Origin of the sequence: Streptomyces anulatus (assembly GCF_000721175.1) — a bacterium.
In the GTDB taxonomy this organism is placed as follows: Bacteria; Actinomycetota; Actinomycetes; order Streptomycetales; family Streptomycetaceae; genus Streptomyces; species Streptomyces anulatus_C.
In genome coordinates, this window is sequence record NZ_JOEZ01000007.1 from 62730 (window position 1) to 88005 (window position 25276).

The window sequence follows — 25276 nt, forward strand, 5'->3', positions numbered from 1 at the left end:
AGCGCACGAGTGAGGGGCGGACCCGTGCGGGTCCGCCCCTCGCCCATGACCGCACCGGCGCGCCTACTGCCCCCGGGTCGCCATCTCGAACCAGACGACCTTGCCCGTCGAGAGGCGCGTCGCGCCCCAGCGCCGGGCCAGCCGGTTGACCAGGAACAGCCCGCGCCCGCCCTCGTCCGTGTCCCGTGCCCGGCGCTGCCGGGGCAGCTGCGGGGAGTCGTCGCCGACCTCGCAGCGCAGGATGTCGGTCCGCAGCAGCCGCAGCGTCACCGGCCGCTCCGCATAGCGCACGGCGTTGGTGACGACCTCGCTGACCAGCAGCTCCACCTCGTCGGCCAGATCGTCCAGACCCCAGCGGCTCAGCGCCCGCCGGGCCAGCCTCCGGGCCCGGCCCGGGGCCGCGTCCTCCGGTTCCAAGGACCAGTACGCCACATCGCTCGGCGCGATCCCGTCGAAGCGGGCGGCGAGCAGCGCGATGTCGTCGTCCCGGTCACCCGGGCCGAGCATGTCCAGCACGTCGTCGCACAGGGCTTCCAGCGGCGGCGCGTGGTCCTGGCCGGTGAGCTGCGCGGTCGCCGCGAGGCGTTCCCGCAGCTGCTCGATGCCCGTCCACACGTCCCGCAGCCGCGACTCCACCAGACCGTCGGTGTAGAGGAGCAGCGTGGCACCGGCCGGCGCGTCCAGCTCGACGGCCTCGAAGTCGACGCCGCCCACCCCGATCGGGGCGCCCGGCGGCACCCGCAGCACCTCGGCCCGCCCGCCCAGGTGCAGCAGCACGGGCGGCGGGTGGCCGGCGTTGGCGATGGTGATCCGGTGCGCGACCGGGTCGTACACCGCGTACAGGCAGGTCGCCATCCGGTCGCTGCCCAGGCGCTGCGCCTGCTCGTCCAGGTGGTGCAGCACCTCCTGCGGCGGCAGATCGAGCTGCGCCAGGGTCTGCGCCGTCGTCCGGAGCTGACCCATGATCGCCGCCGAGGTCATGGAGTGGCCCATCACGTCGCCGACGACCAGCGCGACCCGGCTGCCGGGCAGCGGGATCGCGTCGTACCAGTCGCCGCCGACCCGGGCCGTCTCGGCCGCCGGGAGATAGCGCGAGGCGAGCCGGACGCCGGTGGGCTGGGGGAGCGAGTCGGGCAGCATCGTGCGCTGCAGCTCGTCGGCGATGTAGGCCTCGCGCCCGTACAGCACGGCCTTGTCGATGCCGAGCGCGGTGTGCGTCGCCAGCTGCGCCGCGACCAGCAGATCACTGGCCTCGAACGGAGTGCGCTCGGTGCCGCGCACGAAGACCGCCGCCCCGATGACCCGCCGCCGGCCGCGCAGCGGGGCGAGGATCGCCCGGTGCCCGGTGGGAACGGACCGGCCGGGGCCGAGCAGCTCCGGCAGGGCCGCCCGCGCCGCCGCGGAGTCGCCGAACACCGGCCGCACCCCGCGCAGCACCTCGGCCAGCGCACCGCCCGCCTGTACCTCGCACAGCTCGGCGGCGGGCATCAGGTCGGCCTGCGGGTCCAGAACCAGCGGCCGCAGCCGCTCCGTCTCGGAACCGACCGCCGCCTCGCCGCCCTCCTCGTCGCTGACGCGCAGCCGGTCGCTGCGCCGCAGCCGCAGCACGAACGGGCTCACCGGGCGCTCGTCGCCGACCGGCAGCGGGTCGCGCAGATAGACCAGGATCGCGTCGGAGAACGTCGGCACGCTGGCCCGGCACAGGCCGAGGACGATCTCGTCCAGGTCTATGCCCCGGGCGATCCGCCGGGTCGCCGCGCCGACGAAGCGCAGCCGGTCGCCCTCACGGCGGGTGGCCGCCTGCGCGTCGGCGACGGCGGCCGCTCCGGGACCCGGGTTCGGCGCGGCGGCCGGAGCCGGTACCGCGGCAGCCGCGGCAGCGGCCGCGGCGTCCTGCTGCCGGGGCCGGGTGCGCTCCTGCGGCCGGGCAGCCAGCGGCTGCCGGCCTTCGTGGGAGGTGGGATGCTCCGTCACGCGTGGGATTCCGTCCGTCCGGGCCGGTTGTATGAGGCAGTCACCTCGTGGGGCGCTACTGTGCCCCGGCAAGCGCGGGAAGAACAACGGCTGTCACCGGATGCCCCCGATGAAGGGGCCGAAACCGAGCGCCGCGGAGATGGCCGACAGGCGATCCCTCCGGCGGCGGACGCGGCGAGCGGGCAGCGGACAGCGTGCACGTCTCCACCCCCTCGTAGTGGATCCCGCGACCGAGCGGAACGTCCGGGTCCGTGGCCCGTCGCTCCGCACGACCGGGGTGATGACTTGTGGTCAGTTCCGGTGTGGTGCCCGCTGGTTGCGGCGATCAGCCCTCCGTGCGCCCGGACCTGCCGACCGGACCGCCCGAAGGGGCTCTCCAGGGTCTCACGACGGCATACGGGCAGGGGTGCGGTCCCAGTCATCCGGCAGCGGCGGTACCTGCCACCGCGGATCGGGCCGCCAGTGCTCCCAGCCGTCCCGGAACGGCGGCCCCCACCCGGTGATCACCTCGACCGCCGCGAGGCCCGCCTCCCGGACCCGGCGCGCGGTCCTCCGGTCCATCAGACCGACATGCTGCGCCTGCGCGAACTCGTCCTCGTCGAGCCATTTCCAGCTCCGGTCGGGGTTCACGGAGATGTCGAGAAAGTGATCCTCGGAATCCACCCCTCCGGACCACCGGGTCCGGGGCTCCTCCAGATTCACGTACCAGTTGCGGAACATCCAGCCGCGGTCCCAGAACAGCCACACCGACCACGGGTCCCCGGGCCGGGCCAGCTTCAGCACCCCGGAGCCGAACCAGGTCGAGCGGGCCGTGGTGCGCGGCGCGGTGTAGCGGGTGGCCAGCGGCTCGGCGTGCACCTGGGTGCCGTCGGCCAGCACCGGCCGGACGCATTCGGTGCCGGGCGCCATCCAGGCGGCGAGCAGCTCGTCGGTGTCCTGGACGACGGTCACCGGACGGCAGATGTGCACGGGCGGGGCGCCGGCCGTCCGGTGGGCCCGGCCGTTGTCGCGGTAGCGCCAGAGGATCTGATCCCCCGGCGCCCAGCGTGCGTGCTCTCCCGTACCTGTCATGGAGAGATCCTACGGAGCGCTCCCACCGGCCCGCTGCGACTCAGGTCACCCGGATGTCACCGCACGCCGCCTGCGCGCCTCACGGACGCGTCATCCGCAGCACGTCCAGCGCCTCCTCCAGCTGCTCCGTCGTCAGGTCGCCGCGCTCCACGTAGCCCGAGGCCAGGACCGTCTCGCGGATCGTCGTCCCGTCCTTCAGCGACTTCTTGGCGACCTTCGCCGCCTCCTCGTAGCCGATGTACTTGTTGAGCGGGGTCACCACGGACGGCGAGGACTCGGCGAAGGCGCGGGCCCGCTCCACGTCGGCGGTGATGCCGTCGACCGTACGGTCCGCGAGCAGCCGGGAGGCGCTGGTGAGCAGCCGTACGGACTCCAGCAGGTTCTTCGCGATGACCGGGAGCATCACGTTCAGCTCGAAGTTGCCCGCCGCACCGGCCGTGGCGACCGTCGCGTCGTTGCCGGTGACCTGGGCCGCGACCATCAGGACCGCCTCGGGGATCACCGGGTTGACCTTGCCCGGCATGATCGACGAGCCGGGCTGGAGGTCGGGCAGTGCGATCTCGGCGAGACCGGTGCGCGGGCCCGACGCCATCCACCGCAGATCGTTGCAGATCTTCGTCAGCGAGACGGCGATGGTCCGCAGTTGGCCCGAGGTCTCCACGAGCCCGTCCCGCGCGCCCTGCGCCTCGAAGTGGTCGCGGGCCTCGGTGAGCGGCAGCCCGGTGGCGTCCGCCACCTCCGCGATCACGGCCGCGGAGAAGCCGGGCGGGGTGTTGATGCCGGTGCCCACCGCCGTACCGCCCAGGGGCAGTTCGGCGAGCCGGGGCAGCGAGGCGCGCAACCGCTCCACGCCGTAGCGGATCTGGGCCGCGTAGCCGCCGAACTCCTGGCCGAGGGTGACCGGGGTGGCGTCCATCAGATGCGTACGGCCGGACTTCACGACCTCCGCGAATTCGGCCGATTTCCGCCCCAGGGATTCCGCCAGGTGGTCAAGGGCGGGGATCAGATCGGCGGTGACGGCGGCGGTGGCCGCGATGTGGATGGAGGACGGGAAGACGTCGTTGGACGACTGGGAGGCGTTCACGTGGTCGTTGGGGTGGACCTCGCGGCCGAGGCGCTCGGTGGCGAGGGTGGCGATCACCTCGTTGGTGTTCATGTTGGACGAGGTGCCCGAACCCGTCTGGAACACGTCGACCGGGAAGTGCTCGTCCCAGCGGCCCGACGCGACCTCCGCGGCGGCCTCCTGGATCGCGGCGGAGATGTCCGGATCCAGTACCTTCAGCTCGGCGTTGACCTTGGCGGCCGCACCCTTGATCCGGGCCAGCGCCTCGATGTGCGCCCGCTCCAGACGCTGCCCGGAGACGGGGAAGTTCTCCACGGCCCGCTGGGTCTGGGCGCGCCACTTGGCGTCCGCGGGAACCCGCACCTCACCCATCGAGTCGTGCTCGATCCGGAACCCGTGGTCGCCCGACCTGTCACCTGACGTGTCGTCCATGGTGTTTAAACCTCCTGAAAAAGATGAGCACGTGTCTTGTTCTACGTATTCCCAAGTCGCCTACCGGCCAGTAAATACCGGAGGTAACCACTTACCGGGAGGCGCAATGAGGCGCACCAGCACCAGACTTCGAGGGCTCCGAAGCCTTCGCCGGCTCCGCTCTACGGTCGCCGCCACCGTCGCTCTCGCGGCGGCCGTCGGCGGTATGGCCGCCGCCGGACCCGCGGGCGCGACGGAGTCGGGTACCAGCTCTATCGCATCCACCCCTCTCCCGCCCGCGCTGGAAGCCGTCCGGGCCGCCGAGGCCACCCAGCTGTACGGGAGCCCCGCCGAGCGGCCGCTCGGCGACCGCAAGACCGGGCTGATCTCGCTCGGCGACAGCGAGATCTCCGGCGAGGGCGTCGGCACCTACGACCCCGGCACCAACGGGCCGGACAACTGGTGCCACCGCTCACCGGACGCCGCCATCCACCGCACGGGCATCGCGGCGGACGTCACGTACAACGTCTCGTGCTCCGGCGCCTATACCGGGAACATCAGAATCGGCGGAAACAAGCAGTACGCCGACGAGCTCGTGCAGAGCGACAGCCTCGCGATCAAGGCCCGCAACACCCGGATCAAGATGATCGTCCTGGTCGCCGGGGCCAACGACGACCTCCAGTTCGGCCCGGTCATGACCGACTGCGTGGTCCGCTACATCAGCCTCCAGGGCCCCTGCGAGCCGAAGTACGCGGGCGGCTGGCAGGCCCGGGTGGACGCACTGGTCCCCAAGGTCGAGCAGACCGTCCGCGACCTGCGCACCGTCATGACGGACGCCGGGTACGCGAACAGCGACTACAAGCTCGTCCTGATGGGCTACCCGAGCCCGATCGGCCCGGACTTCCGCGACAACCCGAAGTTCCCCGGCAAGCTGATCTGCGGCGGACTCGGCTACGACTCCGACACCGTCTGGGGCCGCAACACCGCCGTACCCGCCTTCCAGGTCGGCATGCGCAAGGCCGCGGCCGCCACGGGGGCCTCCTACCTCGACAACTCCCGGCTCTTCCACGGTCGCGAGGTCTGCACCGAGAGCCCCTGGGCCCGCGGCCTCTACATCGACCTGAGCAAGCCGGGCCTGCCGGACGAGAACTCCGTCCGGCAGTCCTTCCACCCCAACGCGGCCGGCCACCGGGCCTTCGCGTCCTGCCTCACCCAGCTGTACGGCTCCGGGCTGCGCGAGGCGAGCTGTGCCGACCCGGCGAGCACCGGTAACCCGGTCCTGACGGGAGCGGCCTGGGACGACCTGTTCGCGCCGCTGAAGAACGAGGCGACCGGCTCCTGCGTGGACGTGCCCGCCTCGGTCACCCGTAACGGCACCGCGATCGGCGGCTGGGACTGCCACGGCGGGCGCAACCAGAACTGGTGGTACGACGCCGGTACGCGGACGGCCCGCACCGCGCTGAGCCACGACCGTTGTCTGGACGTGCCGGGCGCCGAGTACAACGCCGGCGCCGCGCTCGTGGTGTGGGACTGCTCGGGCGCGGCCAACCAGAAGTTCGTCCAGCAGGCGGGCACCCTCCGCCCGGCCGCCGCGACCGGCCTGTGTCTGACGCTGGCGGGGGCCAAGGACCCGCTCAGGCTCCAGACGTGTGACGGCAGCGCGAAGCAGCGCTTCGTGTAATCGCGGCAGTCATCAGGGACTGACAGGGGGCGGTCGCCGTGGTGCGGCCGCCCCCTCGTCATGCCTCCTGGGCCAGCGCCTCGGACAGGGCCCCCAGCGTCGGCGTCAGATACAGCTGGCGCAGCGGCACGCCGGGCAGCCCGCGCTCCCGGGCGAGCGTGCCGATCCGGATCGCGTACAGCGAATTGCCGCCCAGGTCCCAGAAATCGTCGTCCGGGCCGACCGCCTCGACGCCGAGCACCTCCTGCCAGATGCCGGCGAGGACGGTGGCGGGGGCGGTCGCGCGGGGCGCCGCGGCAGGGGCCCGGCGGGTTCCGGGCGTGGGCAGCCGGGCCGGGTCCAGCTTGCCGTTCGCGGTGAGGGGGAGGGCCGGCAGCACGGTCACCGTCGCGGGCACCATGTGCGGGGGAAGCAGCCGAGCCGCCCGCTCCCGTACGGGGCCGGGGTCCTCGCCCGCCCCTGGGGCCGGGACCACATAGGCGTCGATCCGCACGGCCGCCGCGTCCCCGCCCTCGCCGCCGGTCACGGTGACGGCCGCCGCCGACACCGCCGGGTCCTCCAGCAGCACGTGCCGGATCTCGCCCGGCTCGATCCGGAAGCCCCGCACCTTCACCTGGTCGTCGATCCGGCCCAGGTGCTCCAGGCTCCCGTCGGCCAGCAGCCGCCCCAGGTCGCCGCTGCGGTAGAGCCGGCCCGCCGGGTCCAGGACATCCGGGACGAAGCGCTCGGCGGTCAGGGCGGGCCGGTTCAGATAGCCGAGCGCCACACCCGCCCCGCCCACGTGGATCTCCCCGGGCGCACCCGGCGGCACCGGCCGCCCGTGCGGATCCAGTACCCGGACCGACCAGCCGGGCAGGGCCCGCCCCACCGACCGGGATCCGGTGAGCGCCTCACGGCGGGTCACCGTGGCCGCCGTGACGTGGACGGTGGTCTCGGTGATCCCGTACATGTTGACCAGCCGGCAGCGGTCCTCCGGGTGCCGGTCGAACCAGTCCAGCAGCGTGCGGGCGTCCAGGGGTTCGCCGCCCAGCACCACCAGCCGGGGGGCCGGCGCGACGTGCGCGGCCCGGTCGGCCGCCGCGAGCTGGGTGAACGCCGACGGGGTCTGGCTCAGCACGCTCACCCGCTCCCGTACCAGCAGGGCGTGGAAGTCCCGCGGTGAGCGCGTGGTCCAGTGGTCCACGACCACCAGCCGCCCGCCCGTGAGCAGCGCGCCCCAGATCTCCCACACCGAGAAGTCGAACGCCGCCGAGTGGAAGCAGGTCCAGGTGTCGTCGGGACAGAGGCCGAAGTCGTCGCGGACGGCGTCGACCAGGGCCGTGACATTGGCGTGCGGCACGAGGACCCCCTTGGGGCGGCCGGTCGAGCCCGAGGTGTGGATGACGTACGCCGGGGCCCCGGCCCCCTGCCGTTCAGCGGCGGGGCGGGGCGGGTGGCCGGTGAGGACGGCCGGGTCCTCGACGGTAAGCCGGACCCCCGCGTCCCGCGCGATGCGCTCCCGCCGGTCCGCCGGATGCTCCGGATCCAGCGGTACGTGGACCGCGTCCGCCTTCAGGATGCCGAGCATCGCCGCCACCAGGTCGGCCGAGCGGGGCAGACAGAGCCCGACGAGGTCACCGGGGCGGACGCCGTGGGCGTACAGCCCGTCGGCCAACTCCTCTGCCCGGGTGTCCAGTTCGGCGTACGAGAGGGTGGTGGGACCGGCGGTGAGCGCGGGGGCGTCCGGGCGGGCGGCGGCCTGGGCGGCGAAGGCCTCGTCGATGCGGAGCGGGGCCGGTGCCTTCGGCGTGACGCCCGGGGCCGGGGCCTTCGGCGTGACCCCCAGCGTCAGTTGTTCCACCGACTCCGACGCGCTCAGGGGATCCAGCGCCGAGAGCGGGGTGTTGGGCGGGAGATCCAGCAACTGCTGCCTTACGCGCCCCACGTGACGGTCCGGTACCGACATGGTGTCCGGGTCGTCCGACAGCGTGACGACACCGCCCTCGTCGCCCTCGGCCGGGGTGAGCGGCTCGGTGGCGAGCAGGTCCGCGACCGTGCGGCCGGGCGACAGGTCCGCCGCGAACACCGCGTACCCGTCGAGCGCCCCCAGTGCGTACGGCGGCCGGTCCCGGGCCGGTACGGGGACGGCGACGCGCACCCAGGCCGCACCTGTGTGCCGCCCGACGGTGACCGCGAGCGCCGAGGCGTGGAGCCGGGTCTCCCCGTCCAGGCGCGGGCTCAGGGGGAGAGGTCCGTCGTGCGGTGTCACCGCGTCCGGGGGCAGTTCGCCCCGCAGCACCCGGGCGACGGTCCGCAACGAGCGGGCGTCCAGCGCGGCTCCGTCGGCGGTCAGGACGAGGTCGGGGCCGAGGTCCGCTCCGGCCCCGTCCGCGTACCGCAGCAGCACCGCGCGCAGCCGGTGGCCGGGGGCGACCGGTCGGCGGGCCTCGGCCTCGCGCCGCCGGGCGGCGGCGTCGGATCCGGCCGGTGCGGCCACGGTCTCCGTCCACAGCCGGGGGAGGCGCTCCCCGGGCCACCACAGCTCCGCCGCCGCCGTGAGGGCGGCGGCGAGGGCGGTGCCGGTGGCGGCCGGCGGCAGGCGGACCGTCAGGGCGTGATGGGCAGGCGGCACGTGCACAACTCCTCGTCCACGGAGGGGATACGGGTAGTACGGCTGTCAGCGGGCGGTGAAGCCGCCGTCCACGGTGACCACGCTTCCGGTCACCTGCCGGGACTCGTCCGAGGCCAGCCAGAGCACCGCGTCCGCCACATCCCCCGGTTCCACCAGCGCGTTCATCGGCTGGTCCCGGACGAAGGCCGTCTCGTGCCCGGCGACCGGCACCTCCAGCGAGCGGGCGATCTCCGCCAGCATCCGGCCCTCCATCGCCTCGTCGTCCCGCACCGAGCCCGGGCACACCGCGTTGACCCGGACCTTGCGGGGCGCGTAGTCCAGGGCCACCGCCTTCGTCAGGCCGACCAGACCGTGCTTGGCCGCGACGTACCCCGCGAAGTGCCGGTAGCCCACCAGGCCCGCCGTCGAGGCGATGTTGACGATCGAACCGGACCCCTGAGCGGCCATCCGGCCGCCCACCGCACGGATCGCCCGCCACGCACCGCCCAGATCCACATCGATCATCAACTGCCATTCGGCCTCGGTGATCTCGTGCGCCGGGCGGCCCGAAGGGGCGGCGATCCCCGCGTTGTTGACCAGTACGTCGATCCGCCCGAAGCGCTCCTCGGCCGCCTCCGCCGCCGACTCCAGCGCCGCCAGATCCCGGACGTCGGCCTGCCGGGTGAGCACGGCGGACCCGGCCTCGCGGCAGAGCCGCCCGGTGTGCGCGAGCTGCGAGGACGAACCGAGCGGATACGGCACCCCGGGCAGCTCGCCCGCCACGTCCAGCAGCAGCAGGTCCGCCCCCTCACGGGCGAAGGCCAGCGCACAGGCCCGGCCGAGACCGCGCGCCGCCCCCGTGATCAGCGCCGTCCGCCCGGCGAGCCGTCCCCCGCCGCCGGCCGCGGGGGCGGCGCTCCCGACCGTCACCGGCCCCTCGCCGCACGCAGCTCGCCGGCCACCAGCTCCAGCAGCTCACCCGGCCGCTCGGTGAGGTACATGTGCCCGCCGGCCGGCTCGGCCACCGTCAGCTTCTTTGTCGTCGCCCGGCCCCACTCGGCCGCCTCAGCCGCCCCGACCAGGGTGTCCTCCCGCCCCCGGACGGATATGACGGGCACGCCCAACGGCCGGTCCGTCGAAGGGACGTACGTCTCGTGGAGCCGGACGTCCGCCCGGAGCGCCGGCAGCAGCAGCTCCCGCATCTCCGGGTTCGCCAGCGCCGGATGGTCGTACCCGGCGAACGCCCCGACCCGGGCGGCGAACTCCTCGTCCGGCAGCCCGTCCGCCCGGTCCGTGCGCGGCGTCCACGGACCGGGCGCGCCGCTGACGACGAGCGCGTCCAGCCGGATCGCTCCGCCCGACCGCTCGATCCGGTGCGCCAGTTCGTACGCGAGCACCGCGCCCATGCTGTGCCCGAACAGCACGACCGGGCCGCCGCCGCCCCCGTCCTGTCCGCCGAGAGCCGCCGTCACCTGCCCGTAGGCGTCGTCGACGGCCGGGGCCGCCGAGGTGTGGGCGGGCTCCGGGAACCGCTTCTCGCGGCCCGGCAGGGACACCGGGAGGATCCGCAGACCCTCCGGCGCCAGTTTCTGCCAGGGCGTGAAGAAGGAGGGGCCCGCCCCGGCGAAGGGCAGGCAGATGAGGACGGTCTCTTCGTCGGCCACGGTCGTTCCTGTTCTCTGTCTGTTCTTCCGGATCCCGTGCTGGTCGGTGAAGCCCGGGAGCGCCTGTCAGTCCCCGACCATGATCGTGGTGAGGATGGCGGCGAGATGGCCCGGGTCGCGCACCCCGCACAGCTCGCGCGCCGAGTGCATCGACAGGCCCGGCACCCCGACGTCCACCGTGGTGACGCCGAGACGGGCCGCCGTGAGCGGGCCGATCGACGTACCGCAGGGCATCGCGTTGTTGGAGACGAACGGCTGCCAGGGGGCCCCGGCCCGCTCGGCCGCCGCCGTGAACACCGCGATGCCGGTGGAGTCGGTGGCGTACCGCTGGTTGACGTTCACCTTGACCGTCGGGCCGCCGTTGGGGAGCGGACGGTGGTCGGGGTCGTGCCGCTCCGCGTAGTTGGGGTGCACCGCGTGCGCCATGTCGGCGGAGACGCAGAACGCGCCCGCCAGCGCCCGCGACCAGTCCTCGTCGCTGCCGCCGCGCGCGGACACGGACCGCGACAGGACCCGCTCCAGCAGCGGGCTCTGCGCACCCGTCTCGGAACCGCTGCCGACCTCCTCGTGGTCGAAGGCGGCCAGCACCGGTACGAAGGAGGGCTGCGTGGCGCCCGTCGCCGCGTCCACCAGCGCGGTCACCCCGGCGTGCACCGAGACCTGGTTGTCCAGCCGCGGCGCCACCACGAACTCCCGCTCCACGCCCAGGTATCCGGGCGGCTGGATGTCGTGCAGCATCAGGTCCCAGCCCAGCACGTCCGCCGGGTCCTCCCCGGCGGCCGCCGCGACCCGGCGCAGCAGCTCGCCCTCCTGCGGGTCGCCCAGCGCCCAGATCGGCGCGATGTGCCGCTGCCGGTCCAGTGCCACCCCCTCGTTCACCGAACGGTCCAGGTGAATGGCCAACTGAGGTACCCGCAGCAGGGGTTCGTCGATCTGCACGAGCCGGCTGCGCGGGACGGAGCCGGGGTCGCGCAGGGCGAGCCGGCCGGAGATGCCCAGGTCCCGGTCGAGCCAGGTGTTCAGCGGGACCCCGCCGTAGATCTCCACCCCGATCTGCCGCCAGCCCGAAGTCCCGCTGTCCGGTGCCGGTTTGATCCGCAGGTTCGGGGAGTCGGTGTGGGTGCCGACGATCCGGAACGGGGTGTGGGCGGGCGCGCCCTCGGGGACGTACCAGGCGATCAGCGCACCGGCCCGGCTGACGAAGCAGCCGCCGGTCGCGCCCGTCCAGTCGTCCGTGCCGCGCAGTTCGCGGAACCCGGCCTTCTCCAGACGCTGGGCCGCACTGGCCACCACGTGGTATGGGGAGGGGCTGGCGGCGATGAAGGAGAGCAGGTCGTCGGTGTGGCTGCGGTGGGGGGCCGGAGTCATTCGGCGTCCGCCTTTCCGGTGTTCGGCAGTGACTGGGAGGGTGACGGTCCGCCGGGCTGGTCGGGCCCGGCGCTGGCGCCCCCGGCGGAACCCCCGGAGCCTTGGCCCGAGGGCCCCTGGGAGGGGCGCCCTCCGAGAAGCTCCCGCACCGGCCGGTCGGGCCGGGCGCAGAACTCCGCGAGCAGGTCGGTGTACGACGAGAGAAGGTCGTGGGCGGTCGTGTGGTCCCACAGGTCGGTGGAGAATTCCAGGAACGTTCGATAACCCTTCGCGGGGTCCCGGCGCGGCGCAAGCCCGAAGCACAGTTCGCTGCGGGAAAGCGGTGGTGCCAGATCGGCCACCTCGACCCGCAGCCCGGGGATCTCGATGTCCGTGTCGACGGAGTTCTGGAACGCCAGGACGTGCGGCACCCGGTCGGGGACGCTGACAGCACCCGCGTCCCGCATCGCCTGCATGATGCGCGCGGTGGGCAGCACGTGCGCCATGGCGCCGAGCGCACCCACGCCCGTACGGACCGCGAGCTCCGCGCAGGTCTCGTCGAGATTGGCTGAATCCAGTCGCACGCGAACCATCACCGCGGTGGACGTCATCGCCACGAGCGACTCCGAAGCGGTGCCCTCGCGGTTGGCGTACGGCACGCTCAACAAGGTGTCCGGCTCCCCCGAAAGACGGGTCAGGAACACCCCGAGAGCCGCCGCCGCGACCGCGAACGGGGTGGTGCGCCGGCCGGCCGCCAGCTCCTCCACCGCCGCCCGCACCGCACCCGGGGCGACCCCGCGCACCGTGTCCCCGTGCCCGCTCAGCTTCTGCGGACGCGGCCGGTCCGTCGGTACGGGGACGGCGGACGGCACCCCGTCCAGGTAGCGGGCGCAGAAAGCGGCCCGATCCGCCTCGGCGCCGGGATCGTGGTGCTCCCGCTGCCACCGGGCGTACCCGGGCGCCTGCATCGCCGGATCGGGCAGCCCGTGCGGGACGCCCGCCGCGGCCGCCGTGTACAGCGCCGCGATCTCCGCGAGCAGCACGGACAGCGACCAGCCGTCGGCGCAGACGTGGTGCAGGACGAACATCAGCTCCCAGCGGTCCTCCTCGACCCGCAGCAGCCGCACCCGGGGCCGCAGTGACCGCCCCAGCTCGAAGGGGGCCGCCGCGTCCGCCCGGCACAGGGCGTCCGCCCGGGGCCGCCGCTCACCGTCCGGCAGCCCGGTCAGATCCTCCACCGGCAACGCCACCGGCCCCGCCGCCAGCACCTCCTGCCACCAGGGCCCCTCCGGCGCGTCCTCCTGGACGAACCGGGTCCGCAGCGCGTCGTGCCGGGCGATCACCTCGGACACGGCGGACCGCAGGGCCGCCGGATCCAGCGCCCCGGTGAACGTGATCCGCGTCGGCACGTTCCACACGGCGGGGTCGGGCATGGCGTGGTGCCCGGCGATCATCCGGGCCTGCTGGTCGCTGACGGGGGCGCGGTCGACGACGACGGCGGGGGCGACCGCGTCCTCCTTCGTCGTGGGGCCGCCGCCCGACAGTTGCCCGGTCATGGCCCGCAGGGTGGCGTCGGCGAAGAAGTCCGCCAGCGGGTAGTCGACGCCGAGCGTGTCCCGGACCCGGTTCACGAGGCGGATCGCGGCGATCGAGTTGCCGCCCAGGTCGAAGAAGTTGTCGTCGGCGTGGACGTCGCGCAGGTCGAGGACGGACTGCCAGACCTCGCGCAGGAGCGCGGCGGTGCCGGGGGCCGCCGCGACCCGCCGATCCGCACCCGGGTCCGTCGACGTGCCCACCCGCGGGGCAGGCGACGCGTCCACCTGCGTGGCAGTCGGCGCGTCCACCCGCGGGGCCGTCAACGCGTCCACCTGCTCGTCCAGCTCCGCGAGATAGCCCTCCGCCGTCGCCGCGTCGAACAGGTCCGCGTCGTAACGCAGCCGTAGCCGCAGGCTGCCGTCCCGGCCGTGGGTGGCCATCAGCGCCAGCTCCAGCGGCGCCGACTCCGTCCCGGCCGCCACCTCCTGCGCCCGCAGCCCGGGCAGCTCGATTCCGGCCAGCGCCGCGCGGTCCAGATCGACCGAAACCGTCACCAGCGGGCGTGGGTTCCCCGGGTCCGGATGGACGGCGGCCAGCAGTGCGTCCAGGTCCACCCCGCTGTGCTCGTCCGCCGCGAACAGGGCCCGGCCGGTGGCCCGTACGGCCTCCGCCGACGGGGTCGCGTCCGTGGCGGACAGCGGCAACGGCAGCAGCGCCACATGGAAGCCGACCGCGTCCGCGGTCTCCGGCCGCCGCCGCCCGAAGGTGGTGCCCAGCAGGAACGCGTCCTGCCCCGACCGCCTGCGCAGCACCAGCTGCCAGGCCGTGCACAGCGTGGCGAACAGGGTCACACCCTGCTGCCCGCTCCACTCCCGCAGCCCCGCCGTCCGCTCCGGGTCCACGGTCCGGGCGACCGCCCCGCCGCGCCCCGCCACCCGGCGGCCGCGCGGCCGGTCGGTCGGCAGCGTCAGCACCGGCGGACCCCCGCCCAGCAGCTCGCGCCACCAGTCCAGGTCGGCCGCGTCGCACGCGGGCTCGGGGGCCCCGACGGTCGTCCCGGCGGGACGCCCGAAGACCGGCGGGCGTCCGGCGCGGGCCGCCGTGTACAGCTCCCGGAGGTCGTCGGCGATCAGCGCGGCCGAGTGCGCGTCCGTGATGATGTGGTGCATGCCGAGGGCCAGGACGTGATCGTCATCGGCCAGTCGGAGCAGCCGGGGCGTGAACAGAGGCCCCCCGGCCAGGTCGTAGGCCCGGCCGCTCTCCTCGGACAGCAGCGCCGCGATCGCCCGCTCGGGGTCCCGTCCTCCGGCGTCGGTGACCGTCAACGGGATCCGGAGCCCTTCCCGGACGACCTGGACGACACCGGCCTCCTGCTCGCCCCGGAACACCGTCCGCAGCCCGGCGTGCCGCTCGACCAGCCCGTCGACCGCCGCCCGCAGCGCCGCCACGTCCAGCGGTCCGCGCAGCCGTACGGCCTGGGTCTCGTTGTACGCCGCCGGGTTCTCCATCAACTGCGCGGCCAGCCACAGCCGCCGCTGCGCCGAGGTGGCGGGCGCGACGGTCTCCTGACTCCGGCGGTCCCGTTCCCGGGCGTCGCGCTCCTGGGTGGCCTGAGCCCGGGTGTCCTGCTCCCGGACGTCCTGCTCCCGGCTGTCCTGCTCCCGGCTGTCCTGAGCCCGCCGGTCCCGTTCCCGGGCGTCCTGAGCCCCGCGGTCCCGCTCTCCGGCGTCCCGCTCCTGTGTCCGGCGGCGCAGCAGGTCCAGGCGCTCCAGCCCCGACCGCAGCCGCTCCCGGTCCATCCCGAAGTCGACCAGCGCGGCGATCTCGTCCACCCCGGCCCCGTGCAGCGCGTCGACGAGCGGGGCGACGCTCGTAGGCGTACCGATCAGGGCCCGCTGGTCGCAGTAGCGGTCGTAGGCCCGGCGGAACAGGTAGTCCAGGTCCTCCTCGCCGGCCGCCGCCACGTCCTCACGCCGCTGCCCCGCCGCCGTGGCCGCCGAGCGCATCAGCAGCGAGGACCGCAGATACCGCATCATCGGCTCCAGCGCCTCGGCCCGGGCGGTGGTGTGGTCGTCGCCGAGATACGTGTGCACCAGCACCGTCACCCGGCCGGCCGCCGGGTCGAGCCCGCACGCCGCTCGCGTACGCCGGTAGTGCGCGATGTTCGCGGCCAGCTCGTCCACGGTCTGGCTCATCAGGTTGGTGACGACCCCGAGGCCGCGCCGGGCCGCCTCCTCGTACGAGGCGCGCTGACCGGAGGTGGCCAGGAAGAACGGCGGCTCCTCCTGCACCGGGCGCGGGCGGATCCTGATCTCCGTGTCCGTGCCCTCGCCGGTGCGCCGCCGCACCGCCTCCCCGCGCCACAGCCGGCGCACCTCGTCGAGGTGGTCGAAGGCGATCCGCCGCCGGTCCGCGAACCGGTCCGGGTGCAGCGCGAAGTCCCGGGCGTGCCAGCCGGTGGCGCAGCCGATGCCGACCCGGCCGCCGGAGAGGTTGTCGGCCACCGACCACTCCTCGGCGACCCGCACCGGATCGTGCAGCGGCAGGACGACCGATCCGGCGTTGATCCGGATGCGCTCGGTCTCCCGGGCCACGGCGGAGGCGAGCACGGCGGGGTTCGGGAAGATCCCGCCGAAGGAGTCGAAGTGCCGCTCGGGCAGCCAGAGCGAGGAGAAGCCGTGCTCGTCGGCGAAGCGCGCGGTCTCGAAGACGGTGTCGTACGCCTCCGGGGTGCCGGTTCCCGCGCCGGCGCCGGTGCCGGGATCGGCGGTCTCCGGGTAGTCGCCGAAGAAGTAGAGGCCGAAGTCGGGTGCCGGGCGCGGGACTTCGGCACGCGGCACGGCGGCCGGGCGGGCGGACCCGGCGGACCGGGGGAAGAACCCCCCGTCGCGCAGCTCCCGCAACGAACCCTCCACCGCCTCCGCGACCCGCCTCACGTCCTCCTCCGTGTGGGCGGTGGAGAGGTAGAAGCTGCGCCACTCCCATACGTACACGCCGCGCAGTTGGAGGTGGTGGTAGAGCAACTCCAGGTCGGCGCGGTGCCTGAACCGGAACATCGACCCGAAGTGGGCCAGCTCCAGCGGGAACTCCTCGTCGTGGAAGAAGGCGTTGAGCCGGTCGGCGAGCGCCTGCGTGCGGGCGTTCAGACCGCTATGGAGCCCGGGCCCCCGCTCGGTGAGGTGGGTGAGCACCGCGCGGGCCGCCGCCATCGACAGCGGGTGCTGCATGTACGTGCCGCCGATGAACGTGGTCTCGCGCGAGGGCCCGCCGGGCTCCCCGTACCGCCAGAACCCGCCGTCCACCCCGTCGAGCAGGTCCGCCCGCCCGGCCACCGCGCCGATCGGGAAGCCTGCCCCGAGCGCCTTGCCGTACGTGGCGAGGTCCGGCACCACCCCGAAGTGCTCCTGGGCGCCACGCGGGTGGGGGCGCAGCCCGGTCAGCATCTCGTCGAAGAGCAGCACGATGCCCCGGCGCGCGGTGAGTTCGCGGAGCGAGCGCACGAACTCCACCGGTCGCAGGGCAGGGTTGCGGCACTGCACGGGCTCGACGAGCACGGCGGCGATCGTGTCGCCGAGGGCGTCGATCGTCTCCAGCGCCTCCTCGCTCCCGTACTCCAGCACGATCAGCTCCGCCACCGCGCTGTCCGGGATGCCCCGTGACACGGGCACGGCGTGCTGACCGGGGCCGCCGGGGCGGCCGAGGACGGAGTCGATGTGCCCGTGGTACGAGCCCCGGAACATGACGACCTTGTCGCGCCCGGTCGCGGCGCGCGCCAGCCGGATCGCCGCCGAGTTCGCCTCCGTACCGGACGAGGCGAAGGCGACCCGCTCCATGCCGGTCAGCGAGGCGAGCAGGGCGGCGGCCTCCCCGGTGTCGGGGGACCGGGGGCCGAAGCGCAGACCGTCGGCGAGGTGGCGGCGCACGGCCTCGGTGACGGGCTCCGCCTCATGGCCGAGGAGCAGCGCACCGAAGCCCATGGTGATGTCGGTGTACGCGTTGCCGTCCACGTCGGTGAGCCGGGAGCCGTGCGCCGAGCGGGCCGCGATCGGGTAGAGCATCTCCTTGGTGGCGTCCCGGAACCCCACGACGGCCCGGCTGTCGGCGAGCACCGAACGGTGCTGCTGGGCCAGCTCCTTGGAGGTGCGGGTCCGTTCGGTGAACCTGCGGATCAGGGCAGCGGTGTGGGACCGCTGGGCCTCGTCGGCCCCCGCCCCGGCCATCCCGCCCGCCGCGTCGACGACGAGACGGGGGCCGTGCGCGGTCTCCCCGGCGGCGGGCTCCGGCTCGTCCGCCTGGGCCTGGCCTCGGGCCGCCGCGAGCTGGTCGGTGAGCCCGCGGGACAGCTCTGCCGCTCGGGCCACGGCGTCGGCGGACGTACGCGTCGTCGCGCTCATCGCGTGTCCGTCCCGGTGCGGGCGGTCAGCAGCGCGACGGCATCGGAGAGCTGGGTGAGCATCACGGCCTGGGTCTCGGCCAGTTGACGTATCTGCTCGGAGAGCGCGGCGACCTCGGCCCGGGTGGCGTATACGGGCTCGTCAAAGGCAGAGGCGGAGGCGGGCGCGGACGCGAGCCCGGCAGCGACGGGCGCGGGCACATGGGCGGCGGGCGCGGGCGCGTCGGCGGGCGTCGGCTCCACGGACACGGATATCCCGGGAGCCCTCCGCCCGGCTATCAGCGCGGCCGTCAGCCGTGGCGTGCCCGCCTCCTCCAGGATCTCCCGCATGCTGATCTCCGTGCCGAACTCGGCCTCCAGCTGCCGCACCATCCCGATGAGCTGGAGCGAGTCCGCGCCGAGGCCGACGAACGTGCGGTCGGCGGCCACCTCGTCGGGACGGTGTCCGAGATGGCGCGCGGTCAGCTCCAGCACCCTGTCCAGTACGGCCTGTTCGGTCATGCGGTCCTCCGAGAGCGGTGTGCGTGGTGTGCGTGGTGTGAGGGACGCCGGGGGTGTGTACGGGGCCGGGCCCCTCCAGTGGGAGCGGCGCTGGAAGGGGTACGTGGGCAGCCGGACGCGCCGGCCGCCGCAGCCGTCGAGCAGCGCGGCCCAGTCCACCCCGGCCCCGGCGCAGTGCAGCGCGGCCACCGCCCGCTCCCACTGCCGCGTCGGCACGCAGACGGCGTCCGGCAGCGACCGGCGGACCATCCCCGTCAGCACGGCCGACGGGCCCAGCTCCAGCAGCAGCGGGGAGCCGGCCAGCGGCGAACCGTCCTCAGGCGACCCGGCCAGCCGGTCCAGGACGGCGGCGAAGTCGGCCGTGCGGCGGGCCTGCGCGACCAGGTACGCGGCGTCCGGGCGCCACCCGGCGGGCCGGACCGTGCCGTCGATGCCGTCGACGAACTCCGTGTGCAGCGGGAGCAGTTCCGCCTTGTCGGCCAGCACCCGGAACTCCTCCAGCGCCGGGTCGAGCAGCGCCGTGTGGAACGCCCGGTCCACCGCCAGCACCTCGTACGCCTCACCCCGCGCCGCCAGCAGGGCACGTGCCGCGTCCACCGCCTCCGGAGGCCCGCCGAGCACATGGTGGGCCCCACCGTTGACCACGGCGAGCTCCAGCCCGGGGACGGCGGCCAGCAGCTCCCGTACCCGGGGCCGGGGGACGAACGCGGAGACCATCGCGCCCGGGGCCGCCCGCTCCTGCATCAGCCGCCCGCGCCCGCACACCAGCCGCATCGCGTCCTCGGTGTCCAGCGCCCCGGCCACGCACAGCGCCGCGTACGCGCCGACGCTGTGCCCGGCGACGCGCACCGGGGCGATCCCGAGCCGCGCCCACAGCCTCGCCTGGGCGATCTGGAGGGCGAACAGGGCGGGCTGCGCGAAGGCGGTGTCCCAGCGCCCGGGGCCCCGCCCGGCGACGATCCGGTCCAGGAAGTCGTCCCTCCCGGTCTCCTCCGCGTACACCCGGGCACAGGTGTCCAGCACCTCGGCCACCACCGGGAAGCGCGCGGCGAGTTCCGCGCCCATGCCCGGATGTCCGCCGCCCTGGCCGCTGAACAGGAACGCGGGCCGCCGCGCTTCGCCCACGACCCCGGTCGTGTACGCCTCGCCCGCCGGCGCCCCGGACAGGAACGCGTCGAGACCGGCCACCGGGTCCGCGGCCGTGACGACCAGCCGGTGCGGCAGGAGCCGCCGCCCGAGTGCGGTCGTGGTCAGCAGGTCGGCGGGGGAGGGGGGCTCCGCACCCGCCAGGCGGCCCCGCAGCGCGGCGGCGGACGCCCGCAGCGCCGCCCCGTCGGCGGCCGAGAGCGGCAGCAGGGCGGGAACGGGCACGGGGACCTCCGCGGCCGTCGGGCTCACGGCCTCCGGCGCCTGTTCCAGGACCACATGCGCGTTCGTACCGCCCATGCCGATGGAGTGCACACCCGCTCGCCGTACCCCCGCCAGCGGCCAGGCCCGCTCCCGTACCGGCAGCAGGAACGGGCTGTCGTCCAACGCCAGCGCCGGGTTGGGCCGGGAGAAGTTCACCAGCGGCGGGACCACCCCGTGCCGCAGCACCTCGACGGCCTTGACCAGCCCCGCGAGCCCCGCCGCGCTGTCCAGATGGCCGATGGCGGGCTTGGTCGAGCCGAGGGCGCAGAAGCCGGTCCGGTCGGTGTGCGCGCGGAACGCCTCGGTCAGGGCGGCGAACTCGATCGGGTCGCCCTTCAGCGTGCCCGTGCCGTGCGCCTCCACATAGCCGATCGAGGCCGCGTCCACGCCCGCCGCGCTCAGCGCCCCGAGCACCGCGTCACGCTGCCCGGAGACCCCGGGAGCGGCGAACCCCCCTCTGCCGGAGCCGTCGTTGGTGGTCTTGTCCGCACCGTCGTTGGTGACCGCCGAGCCCAGGATCACCGCGTGCACGGTGTCGCCGTCGGCCAGCGCCCGCTCCAACGGCTTGAGGAGGACGGCGGCGGCCCCGTTCCCCCCGACCGTGCCGTCCGCGTCCGCGTCGAACGCCCGGACGGTGCCGGTGGGGGAGAGGGTGGAGCCCTTCACCGGGGCCTGGCCGGTGACCTGCGGCAGATGCAGGGCGGCGGAGCCCACCAGCATCAGGTCCGCGTCCCCGGCGCGCAGTGCCTGGCAGGCCAGGTGCACCGAGACCAGGGCGCTGGAACAGGCCGTCGACACGGTGAGCGCGGGCCCGGTCAGGCCGAGCCGGAAGGCGGCCCGGGTGGCGGTGAAGTCGGTGTAGTTGCCGACCTGGACCTGCTTGGCGGTCATCCAGTCGCCCGAGCCGGCCTCCGCCGCCAGGTTCGCCGCCAGATAGCTGTGCAGCGAGTACAGGCGGTAGCCGGAGCTGCCGTACACCCCGATCCGTACGGAGCCGCCGTCGCTGCCCGCGTACCCGTTCTCGCCGCCCGCGTAACCCCCGTCCTCCAGGGCGTGGAAGCAGCACTCCAGGAACAGCCGCTGCTGCGGATCGGTGAGCTCCGCCTCCCGCCCGCCCATCCCGAAGAACGCGGCGTCGAAGCCGTCCACATCCGACAGGAGGGCGCTCGCCCCGCCGAACCCCGGCCGCTCGTACTCCGCCGCCGGGACCCCGGCCGCGGCGAACTCGGCCCGGGTGAAACGGCGTACACGGCTGGTGCCCGTCCGGATGTCGCGCCAGTACGCCTCGGGGGTGTCAGCCCCGGGAAACCTCAGCGCCGTCCCGATCACCGCGATCCGGTCGTCCCTCAACGGCTTCTTCCTTTCGCAGCCCCGCACGCCCCGTTCGCCCCGTACGCTCCGCGCGCCGCAGCGCTGCCACCCTCAGCAGGAACACCACGGCGACGACGATGGCGGCGCCGTGGGACCAGCCCACCACGGCCAGCGGGGAGAACCGGTCGAGGGCCGCCGCCACCAGGATCATGCCGACGCCGAAACCGAGGTTCTCGAACGTGGCCGAAAGACCGAAGGCGTGACCGCGCAACGTGGCCGGAAGTGTCTGGAGATGTGAGGTGTACGAGACCTCGGTGAGACCGTCCGCGGCCCCCGCGATCAGCGCGATCACCGCTGTCACGGCCAGTGGGAACCCGGCGAACGCCGCGATGAACGCCGCCGACATCACCACCGTGCCGTAGCCGAATCCGAGCGCCCCCACGGAGCGTCCGGTGCGCTGCGCGTACCGCTGGATCACCTGCTGGGCCCCGATGTTGCCGAGCGCCCACACGCACCAGAACGCACTGACGAACACCGCGGGGTTCGACGCGTCCAGCGAGGTGGAGTAGACCGGCAGCGCCGCGTTGTGGGACGAGGAACCGAACGCGTCGACCCCGCGCAGGGCCACCATCAGGCCCAGACCGGGTGCGGCGGCGAGCGCGAGGAAGGCCACGGGCCGCCACCGCCTTACGCCCCTGTCCGCAGCCTTGTCCGCCGCGCCGGCGGGCTTCCCGGCCCCGGCGGCTTCCTGGGCGATGCCCGCCCCCTTGCCGCCCGCGATCGGCAGCAGGGCCACCGTCACCGCGCAGACCACGAACGTCGCCATGTCGAGCAGGAAGGCGGCGGTGTACCCGACGAGGGACACCACCACACCCGCCGACGCGAACCCCGCCACCATGGCCAGCGAACGGCCGGTGATCGACAGGGAGTTCGCCCAGGCCCTGCGGTCCTCCCCGACCATCTCCGGGATCGAACTGCGCAACGCCACCATGAACAGCGTCCCGCACGCCCCGATCACCACCGAGACGGCCATCAGCGCCTCGGTCACCAGGCTCTCCGGCGCAAGGATGAGCACCAGCATCACGCCGCCCTGGCCGACATTCGCCCACAGCATGACGCTTTTCGCGCTGAAACGGGCGAGCAGACCGCCCACGACCAGACCGGCGACGAATCCGGAGGCGAGCCGCACCGCCATGAACAGCCCCATGGCCAGCGCCCGGCCCGTCGTCTCGTAGACGAAGAGATTGAGCGCCACCATATTCAGGAATGTGCCGTAGGAAGACACCGAGTATCCGGCGACGAGGAATCGAAAACGGCGCTCGGAGACCGCGGTGTCCCGGTCCTTCCCGTCGCCGCCGTCGGTCTCGTTCACCTTCGGTCCGTCCGCGTCGTCGATTCCAGATGTCACCCGGACATACTCGTCGAGCACGGGTACCGGGCGGAGTACTCCTGATTGCACAAAGGTAATCTGCATCCTTGTGAAGGACGATCATTCCCCCTCACCGGTATGTGATTGCCGTGAATCACCCTCGGACCGGTCGATACCGGAACAACCCTGCGAGGCGGCCCTCGCGGCCTATCGCCGTGCGCTGACGGAAGGCAGCCTCCCGGCCTGCGCGGCGCCCCGCTGCCTGCGGTCCCTGCACCTGATGGTGGCCGACCAGGAGTCGCCCGGCCACCTCGTTCCCGTACCGCCGGAGACCGCCTCGTTCGCCGCCCTCGCCCCGATCGAGGAGGCGATCGTCGAGCAGCGCCGCACCCTGCGCTCCGCCCGCGCCACCCTCGCCGCCTTCGAGGGCCTCTACACCGAGATGCACCGGCACGAACGCCCCGCCCTCACCCGGCTCTCCGGCGAGGCCGTCATCAGCAAGGCCCTGGACGCCGGGGTCAGGGGCTGCCGCGCCGAGGTCCGCACCGCCCACCCCGGCGGCGGACGCCCGGCCCACGTCCTGGAGGAGTCGCTCCCGCGCGATCTGGGCAACCTGCGCCGCGGCATCCGGCAGCGCACCCTCTACCAGCACACCGTCCGCTCGGACCGCACCACGCTCGCCTACATCGAGCAGGTGACCGCCGAGGGCGCCGAGATCAGGACCCTGGCCGAGGTCGTGGACCGGTTCATCGTCTTCGACCAGGACCTCGCCTTCGTCCCGTTCTCCGACGAACCGCACAGCGCCCTGCGGGTCCAGCACCCGTCCCTGGTCCGCTTCCTGGTCCGGCACTTCGACGAAGCGTGGTCCCGCGCGGTCCCGGTCCGCCCCGAACGCGCACCGCTGCGCACCCCCGTCGTCACCTCCGACCTCCAGCGCGCCATCCTCCAAGCCGTCGTCAACGGCGAGACCGACGCCTCCATCGCCCGCCGGATCGGCATGAGCCGCCGCAGCGTCGCCGAGCACATGCGCAAGGTCTCCGAGCAGCTGGGCAGCAACAGCCGGGCGCAGCTGGGATACCTGGTCGCGACATCGGGCCTGCTGGACGGCTGAGAACGCGAGGGAGGGCCCGTCCGCGCGGACGGGCCCTCCCTCGTACGTCTACGGGGCAGGTCAGCCGAGACCCGGCCCCCGCACCGGAATGCTGGTGAACGTCGGAGCCGGGGCGGGCTCGGTGAAGAAGTCGTTGCCCTTGTCGTCGACGACGATGAACGCGGGGAAGTCCTCGACCTCGATGCGCCAGACCGCCTCCATGCCGAGCTCCTCGTACTCGACGACCTCGACCTTCTTGATGCAGTCCTGGGCGAGCCGGGCCGCCGGGCCGCCGATCGAGCCGAGGTAGAAGCCGCCGTGCGCGTCGCAGGCGTCGGTGACCTGCTTGCTGCGGTTGCCCTTGGCGAGCATCACCTTCGAGCCGCCCGCCGCCTGGAACTGCTCCACGTAGGAGTCCATGCGGCCGGCCGTCGTCGGCCCGAAGGAACCGGAGGCGTACCCCTCGGGCGTCTTCGCCGGGCCCGCGTAGTACACCGGGTGGTCCTTGAGGTACTGCGGCATCTCCTCGCCCGCGTCCAGCCGCTCCTTGATCTTGGCGTGCGCGATGTCACGGGCCACGACCAGCGGTCCGGTCAGCGAGAGCCGGGTCTTGACCGGGTACTTCGTCAGCTCGGCCAGCACCTCGTCCATCGGCCGGTTGAGGTCGATCTCCACGACGTCCCCGCCGGCCTCGTCGAGGTGCTCGTCGGTGGTGTCGGGCAGGAAGCGCGCCGGGTCCTTCTCCAGCTGCTCCAGGAAGACGCCCTCGGCGGTGATCTTCGCGGTGGCCTGGCGGTCCGCCGAGCAGGACACGGCGATGGCGACGGGCAGCGAGGCGCCGTGCCGGGGCAGCCGCACCACGCGCACGTCGTGGCAGAAGTACTTGCCGCCGAACTGGGCGCCGATCCCGATCCGCTGCGTCAGCTCGAAGACCTTCTCCTCCAGCTCCTTGTCCCGGAAGCCGTGCCCGGTGGGGGAGCCCTCGGCGGGCAGCTCGTCCAGGTAGTGCGCGGAGGCGTACTTGGCGGTCTTCAGCGCGAACTCCGCCGACGTGCCGCCGACCACGATCGCCAGGTGGTACGGCGGACAGGCCGCGGTCCCCAGCGAGCGGATCTTCTCCTCCAGGAACTTCATCATGGAGGCCTCGTTCAGGACGGCCTTCGTCTCCTGGTAGAGGAACGACTTGTTGGCCGAGCCGCCGCCCTTCGCCATGAAGAGGAACTTGTACGCGCCACCGTCGGTGGCGTACAGCTCGATCTGGGCCGGGAGGTTGGAGCCGGTGTTCTTCTCGTCCCACATGGTCAGCGGGGCCATCTGCGAGTAGCGCAGGTTCAGCTTGGTGTACGCGTCGTAGATCCCGTGCGACAGGGCCTCCTCGTCACCGCCCTCGGTCAGCACGTTCTGCCCGCGCTTGCCCATGACGATCGCCGTACCGGTGTCCTGGCACATCGGCAGGACGCCCGCGGCGGCGATGTTCGCGTTCTTCAGGAGGTCCAGCGCCACGAACTTGTCGTTGGAGGACGCCTCCGGGTCGTCGACGATCCGCCGCAGCTGCGCCAGGTGGGCCGGGCGCAGATAGTGCGAGATGTCGTGCATCGCCTCGGCGGCCAGCGTACGCAGCGCCTCCGGGGCGACCTTGAGGAACGTACGGCCGTCGGCCTCGAAGGTGGAGACACCCTCGGCGGTCACCAGACGGTACGGCGTGGTGTCCTCCCCCAGGGGGAGCAGATCGGAGTACGCAAACTCTGCCATGACGGCCATTTCCTCACTCGGCGACAGCGGCTGACCTCCCTCGGGCAGCGCATCCACCAGGGTAGAGCTCCTCCGTCCGGAGGACGCTGTGAGGTAAGGCTCACCTGGACGTT

13 protein-coding genes are annotated in these 25276 nt (G+C 73.7%); 2 read left to right on the top strand and 11 right to left on the bottom strand.

Features of this window, described 5'->3' with window-relative positions; genetic code table 11:
* Positions 1-63 precede the first annotated feature (63 nt).
* From IG90_RS0108775 to IG90_RS0108785, 3 genes are all read right to left on the bottom strand, one after another.
* Entirely contained in the window at positions 64-1974 is a 1911-nt protein-coding gene (locus IG90_RS0108775) for an ATP-binding SpoIIE family protein phosphatase (protein WP_030580088.1), read from the bottom strand.
* Between the two features lie 384 nt (positions 1975-2358).
* Positions 2359-3045, bottom strand: a complete 687-nt coding sequence (gene fomD, locus IG90_RS0108780) for a cytidylyl-2-hydroxypropylphosphonate hydrolase (RefSeq protein WP_030580091.1) — start codon at positions 3043-3045, stop codon at positions 2359-2361.
* A gap of 79 nt (positions 3046-3124) precedes the next feature.
* Complete coding sequence (locus IG90_RS0108785; RefSeq protein WP_030580094.1) at positions 3125-4540, bottom strand: class II fumarate hydratase; 1416 nt, start codon at positions 4538-4540, stop codon at positions 3125-3127.
* 106 nt (positions 4541-4646) lie between these two features.
* Here IG90_RS0108785 and IG90_RS0108790 point away from each other — a divergent pair, with 106 nt between their 5' ends.
* Positions 4647-6200 (top strand): ricin-type beta-trefoil lectin domain protein, encoded by a 1554-nt coding sequence (locus IG90_RS0108790; protein WP_030580096.1) that lies wholly within the window; start codon positions 4647-4649, stop codon positions 6198-6200.
* 58 nt (positions 6201-6258) lie between these two features.
* Here the strand turns inward: IG90_RS0108790 and IG90_RS0108795 are convergent, their stop codons facing one another.
* The 7 genes from IG90_RS0108795 to IG90_RS0108830 form a co-directional block, all read right to left on the bottom strand.
* The gene (locus tag IG90_RS0108795; protein WP_030580099.1) at positions 6259-8811 is read right to left on the bottom strand and encodes an amino acid adenylation domain-containing protein; all 2553 of its coding nucleotides are present in this window, start codon (positions 8809-8811) and stop codon (positions 6259-6261) included.
* A gap of 45 nt (positions 8812-8856) precedes the next feature.
* The gene (locus tag IG90_RS0108800) at positions 8857-9720 is read right to left on the bottom strand and encodes an SDR family oxidoreductase (RefSeq protein ID WP_051860076.1); all 864 of its coding nucleotides are present in this window, start codon (positions 9718-9720) and stop codon (positions 8857-8859) included.
* A complete protein-coding gene (locus tag IG90_RS0108805; RefSeq protein WP_030580105.1) occupies positions 9717-10454 on the bottom strand; it encodes a thioesterase II family protein in 738 nt (245 codons plus the stop codon). The genes IG90_RS0108800 and IG90_RS0108805 overlap by 4 nt, the downstream gene beginning before the upstream one ends.
* Positions 10455-10520: 66 nt before the next feature.
* A complete protein-coding gene (locus tag IG90_RS0108810) occupies positions 10521-11822 on the bottom strand; it encodes a M18 family aminopeptidase (protein WP_030580108.1) in 1302 nt (433 codons plus the stop codon).
* Complete coding sequence (locus IG90_RS45645) at positions 11819-17731, bottom strand: MupA/Atu3671 family FMN-dependent luciferase-like monooxygenase (RefSeq protein WP_051860075.1); 5913 nt, start codon at positions 17729-17731, stop codon at positions 11819-11821. The genes IG90_RS0108810 and IG90_RS45645 overlap by 4 nt, the downstream gene beginning before the upstream one ends.
* Complete coding sequence (locus tag IG90_RS0108825) at positions 17728-20991, bottom strand: type I polyketide synthase (RefSeq protein ID WP_030580112.1); 3264 nt, start codon at positions 20989-20991, stop codon at positions 17728-17730. The genes IG90_RS45645 and IG90_RS0108825 overlap by 4 nt, the downstream gene beginning before the upstream one ends.
* The gene (locus IG90_RS0108830) at positions 20936-22210 is read right to left on the bottom strand and encodes an MFS transporter (RefSeq protein ID WP_051860090.1); all 1275 of its coding nucleotides are present in this window, start codon (positions 22208-22210) and stop codon (positions 20936-20938) included. Before IG90_RS0108830 ends, IG90_RS0108825 begins: the two co-directional genes overlap by 56 nt.
* Positions 22211-22430: 220 nt before the next feature.
* Here IG90_RS0108830 and IG90_RS0108835 point away from each other — a divergent pair, with 220 nt between their 5' ends.
* Complete coding sequence (locus tag IG90_RS0108835; RefSeq protein WP_030580118.1) at positions 22431-23432, top strand: LuxR C-terminal-related transcriptional regulator; 1002 nt, start codon at positions 22431-22433, stop codon at positions 23430-23432.
* A 60-nt stretch (positions 23433-23492) separates the two neighbouring features.
* Here IG90_RS0108835 and IG90_RS0108840 read toward each other — a convergent pair whose 3' ends face one another.
* On the bottom strand, positions 23493-25163 hold the full coding sequence (locus IG90_RS0108840) for a fumarate hydratase (protein WP_030580121.1): 1671 nt from the start codon (positions 25161-25163) through the stop codon (positions 23493-23495).
* Positions 25164-25276: the final 113 nt, after the last annotated feature.

Bases quoted from the DNA above. Each gene is read 5' to 3' on its own strand.
- fomD (WP_030580091.1), bottom strand. From the start codon at position 3,045: ATGACAGGTACGGGAGAGCACGCACGCTGGGCGCCGGGGGATCAGATC.
- IG90_RS0108785 (WP_030580094.1), bottom strand. From the start codon at position 4,540: ATGGACGACACGTCAGGTGACAGGTCGGGCGACCACGGGTTCCGGATC.
- IG90_RS0108790 (WP_030580096.1), top strand. From the start codon at position 4,647: ATGAGGCGCACCAGCACCAGACTTCGAGGGCTCCGAAGCCTTCGCCGG.
- IG90_RS0108810 (WP_030580108.1), bottom strand. From the start codon at position 11,822: ATGACTCCGGCCCCCCACCGCAGCCACACCGACGACCTGCTCTCCTTC.
- IG90_RS45645 (WP_051860075.1), bottom strand. From the start codon at position 17,731: ATGAGCGCGACGACGCGTACGTCCGCCGACGCCGTGGCCCGAGCGGCA.
- IG90_RS0108830 (WP_051860090.1), bottom strand. From the start codon at position 22,210: ATGGTGGCGCTCAATCTCTTCGTCTACGAGACGACGGGCCGGGCGCTG.
- IG90_RS0108840 (WP_030580121.1), bottom strand. From the start codon at position 25,163: ATGGCAGAGTTTGCGTACTCCGATCTGCTCCCCCTGGGGGAGGACACC.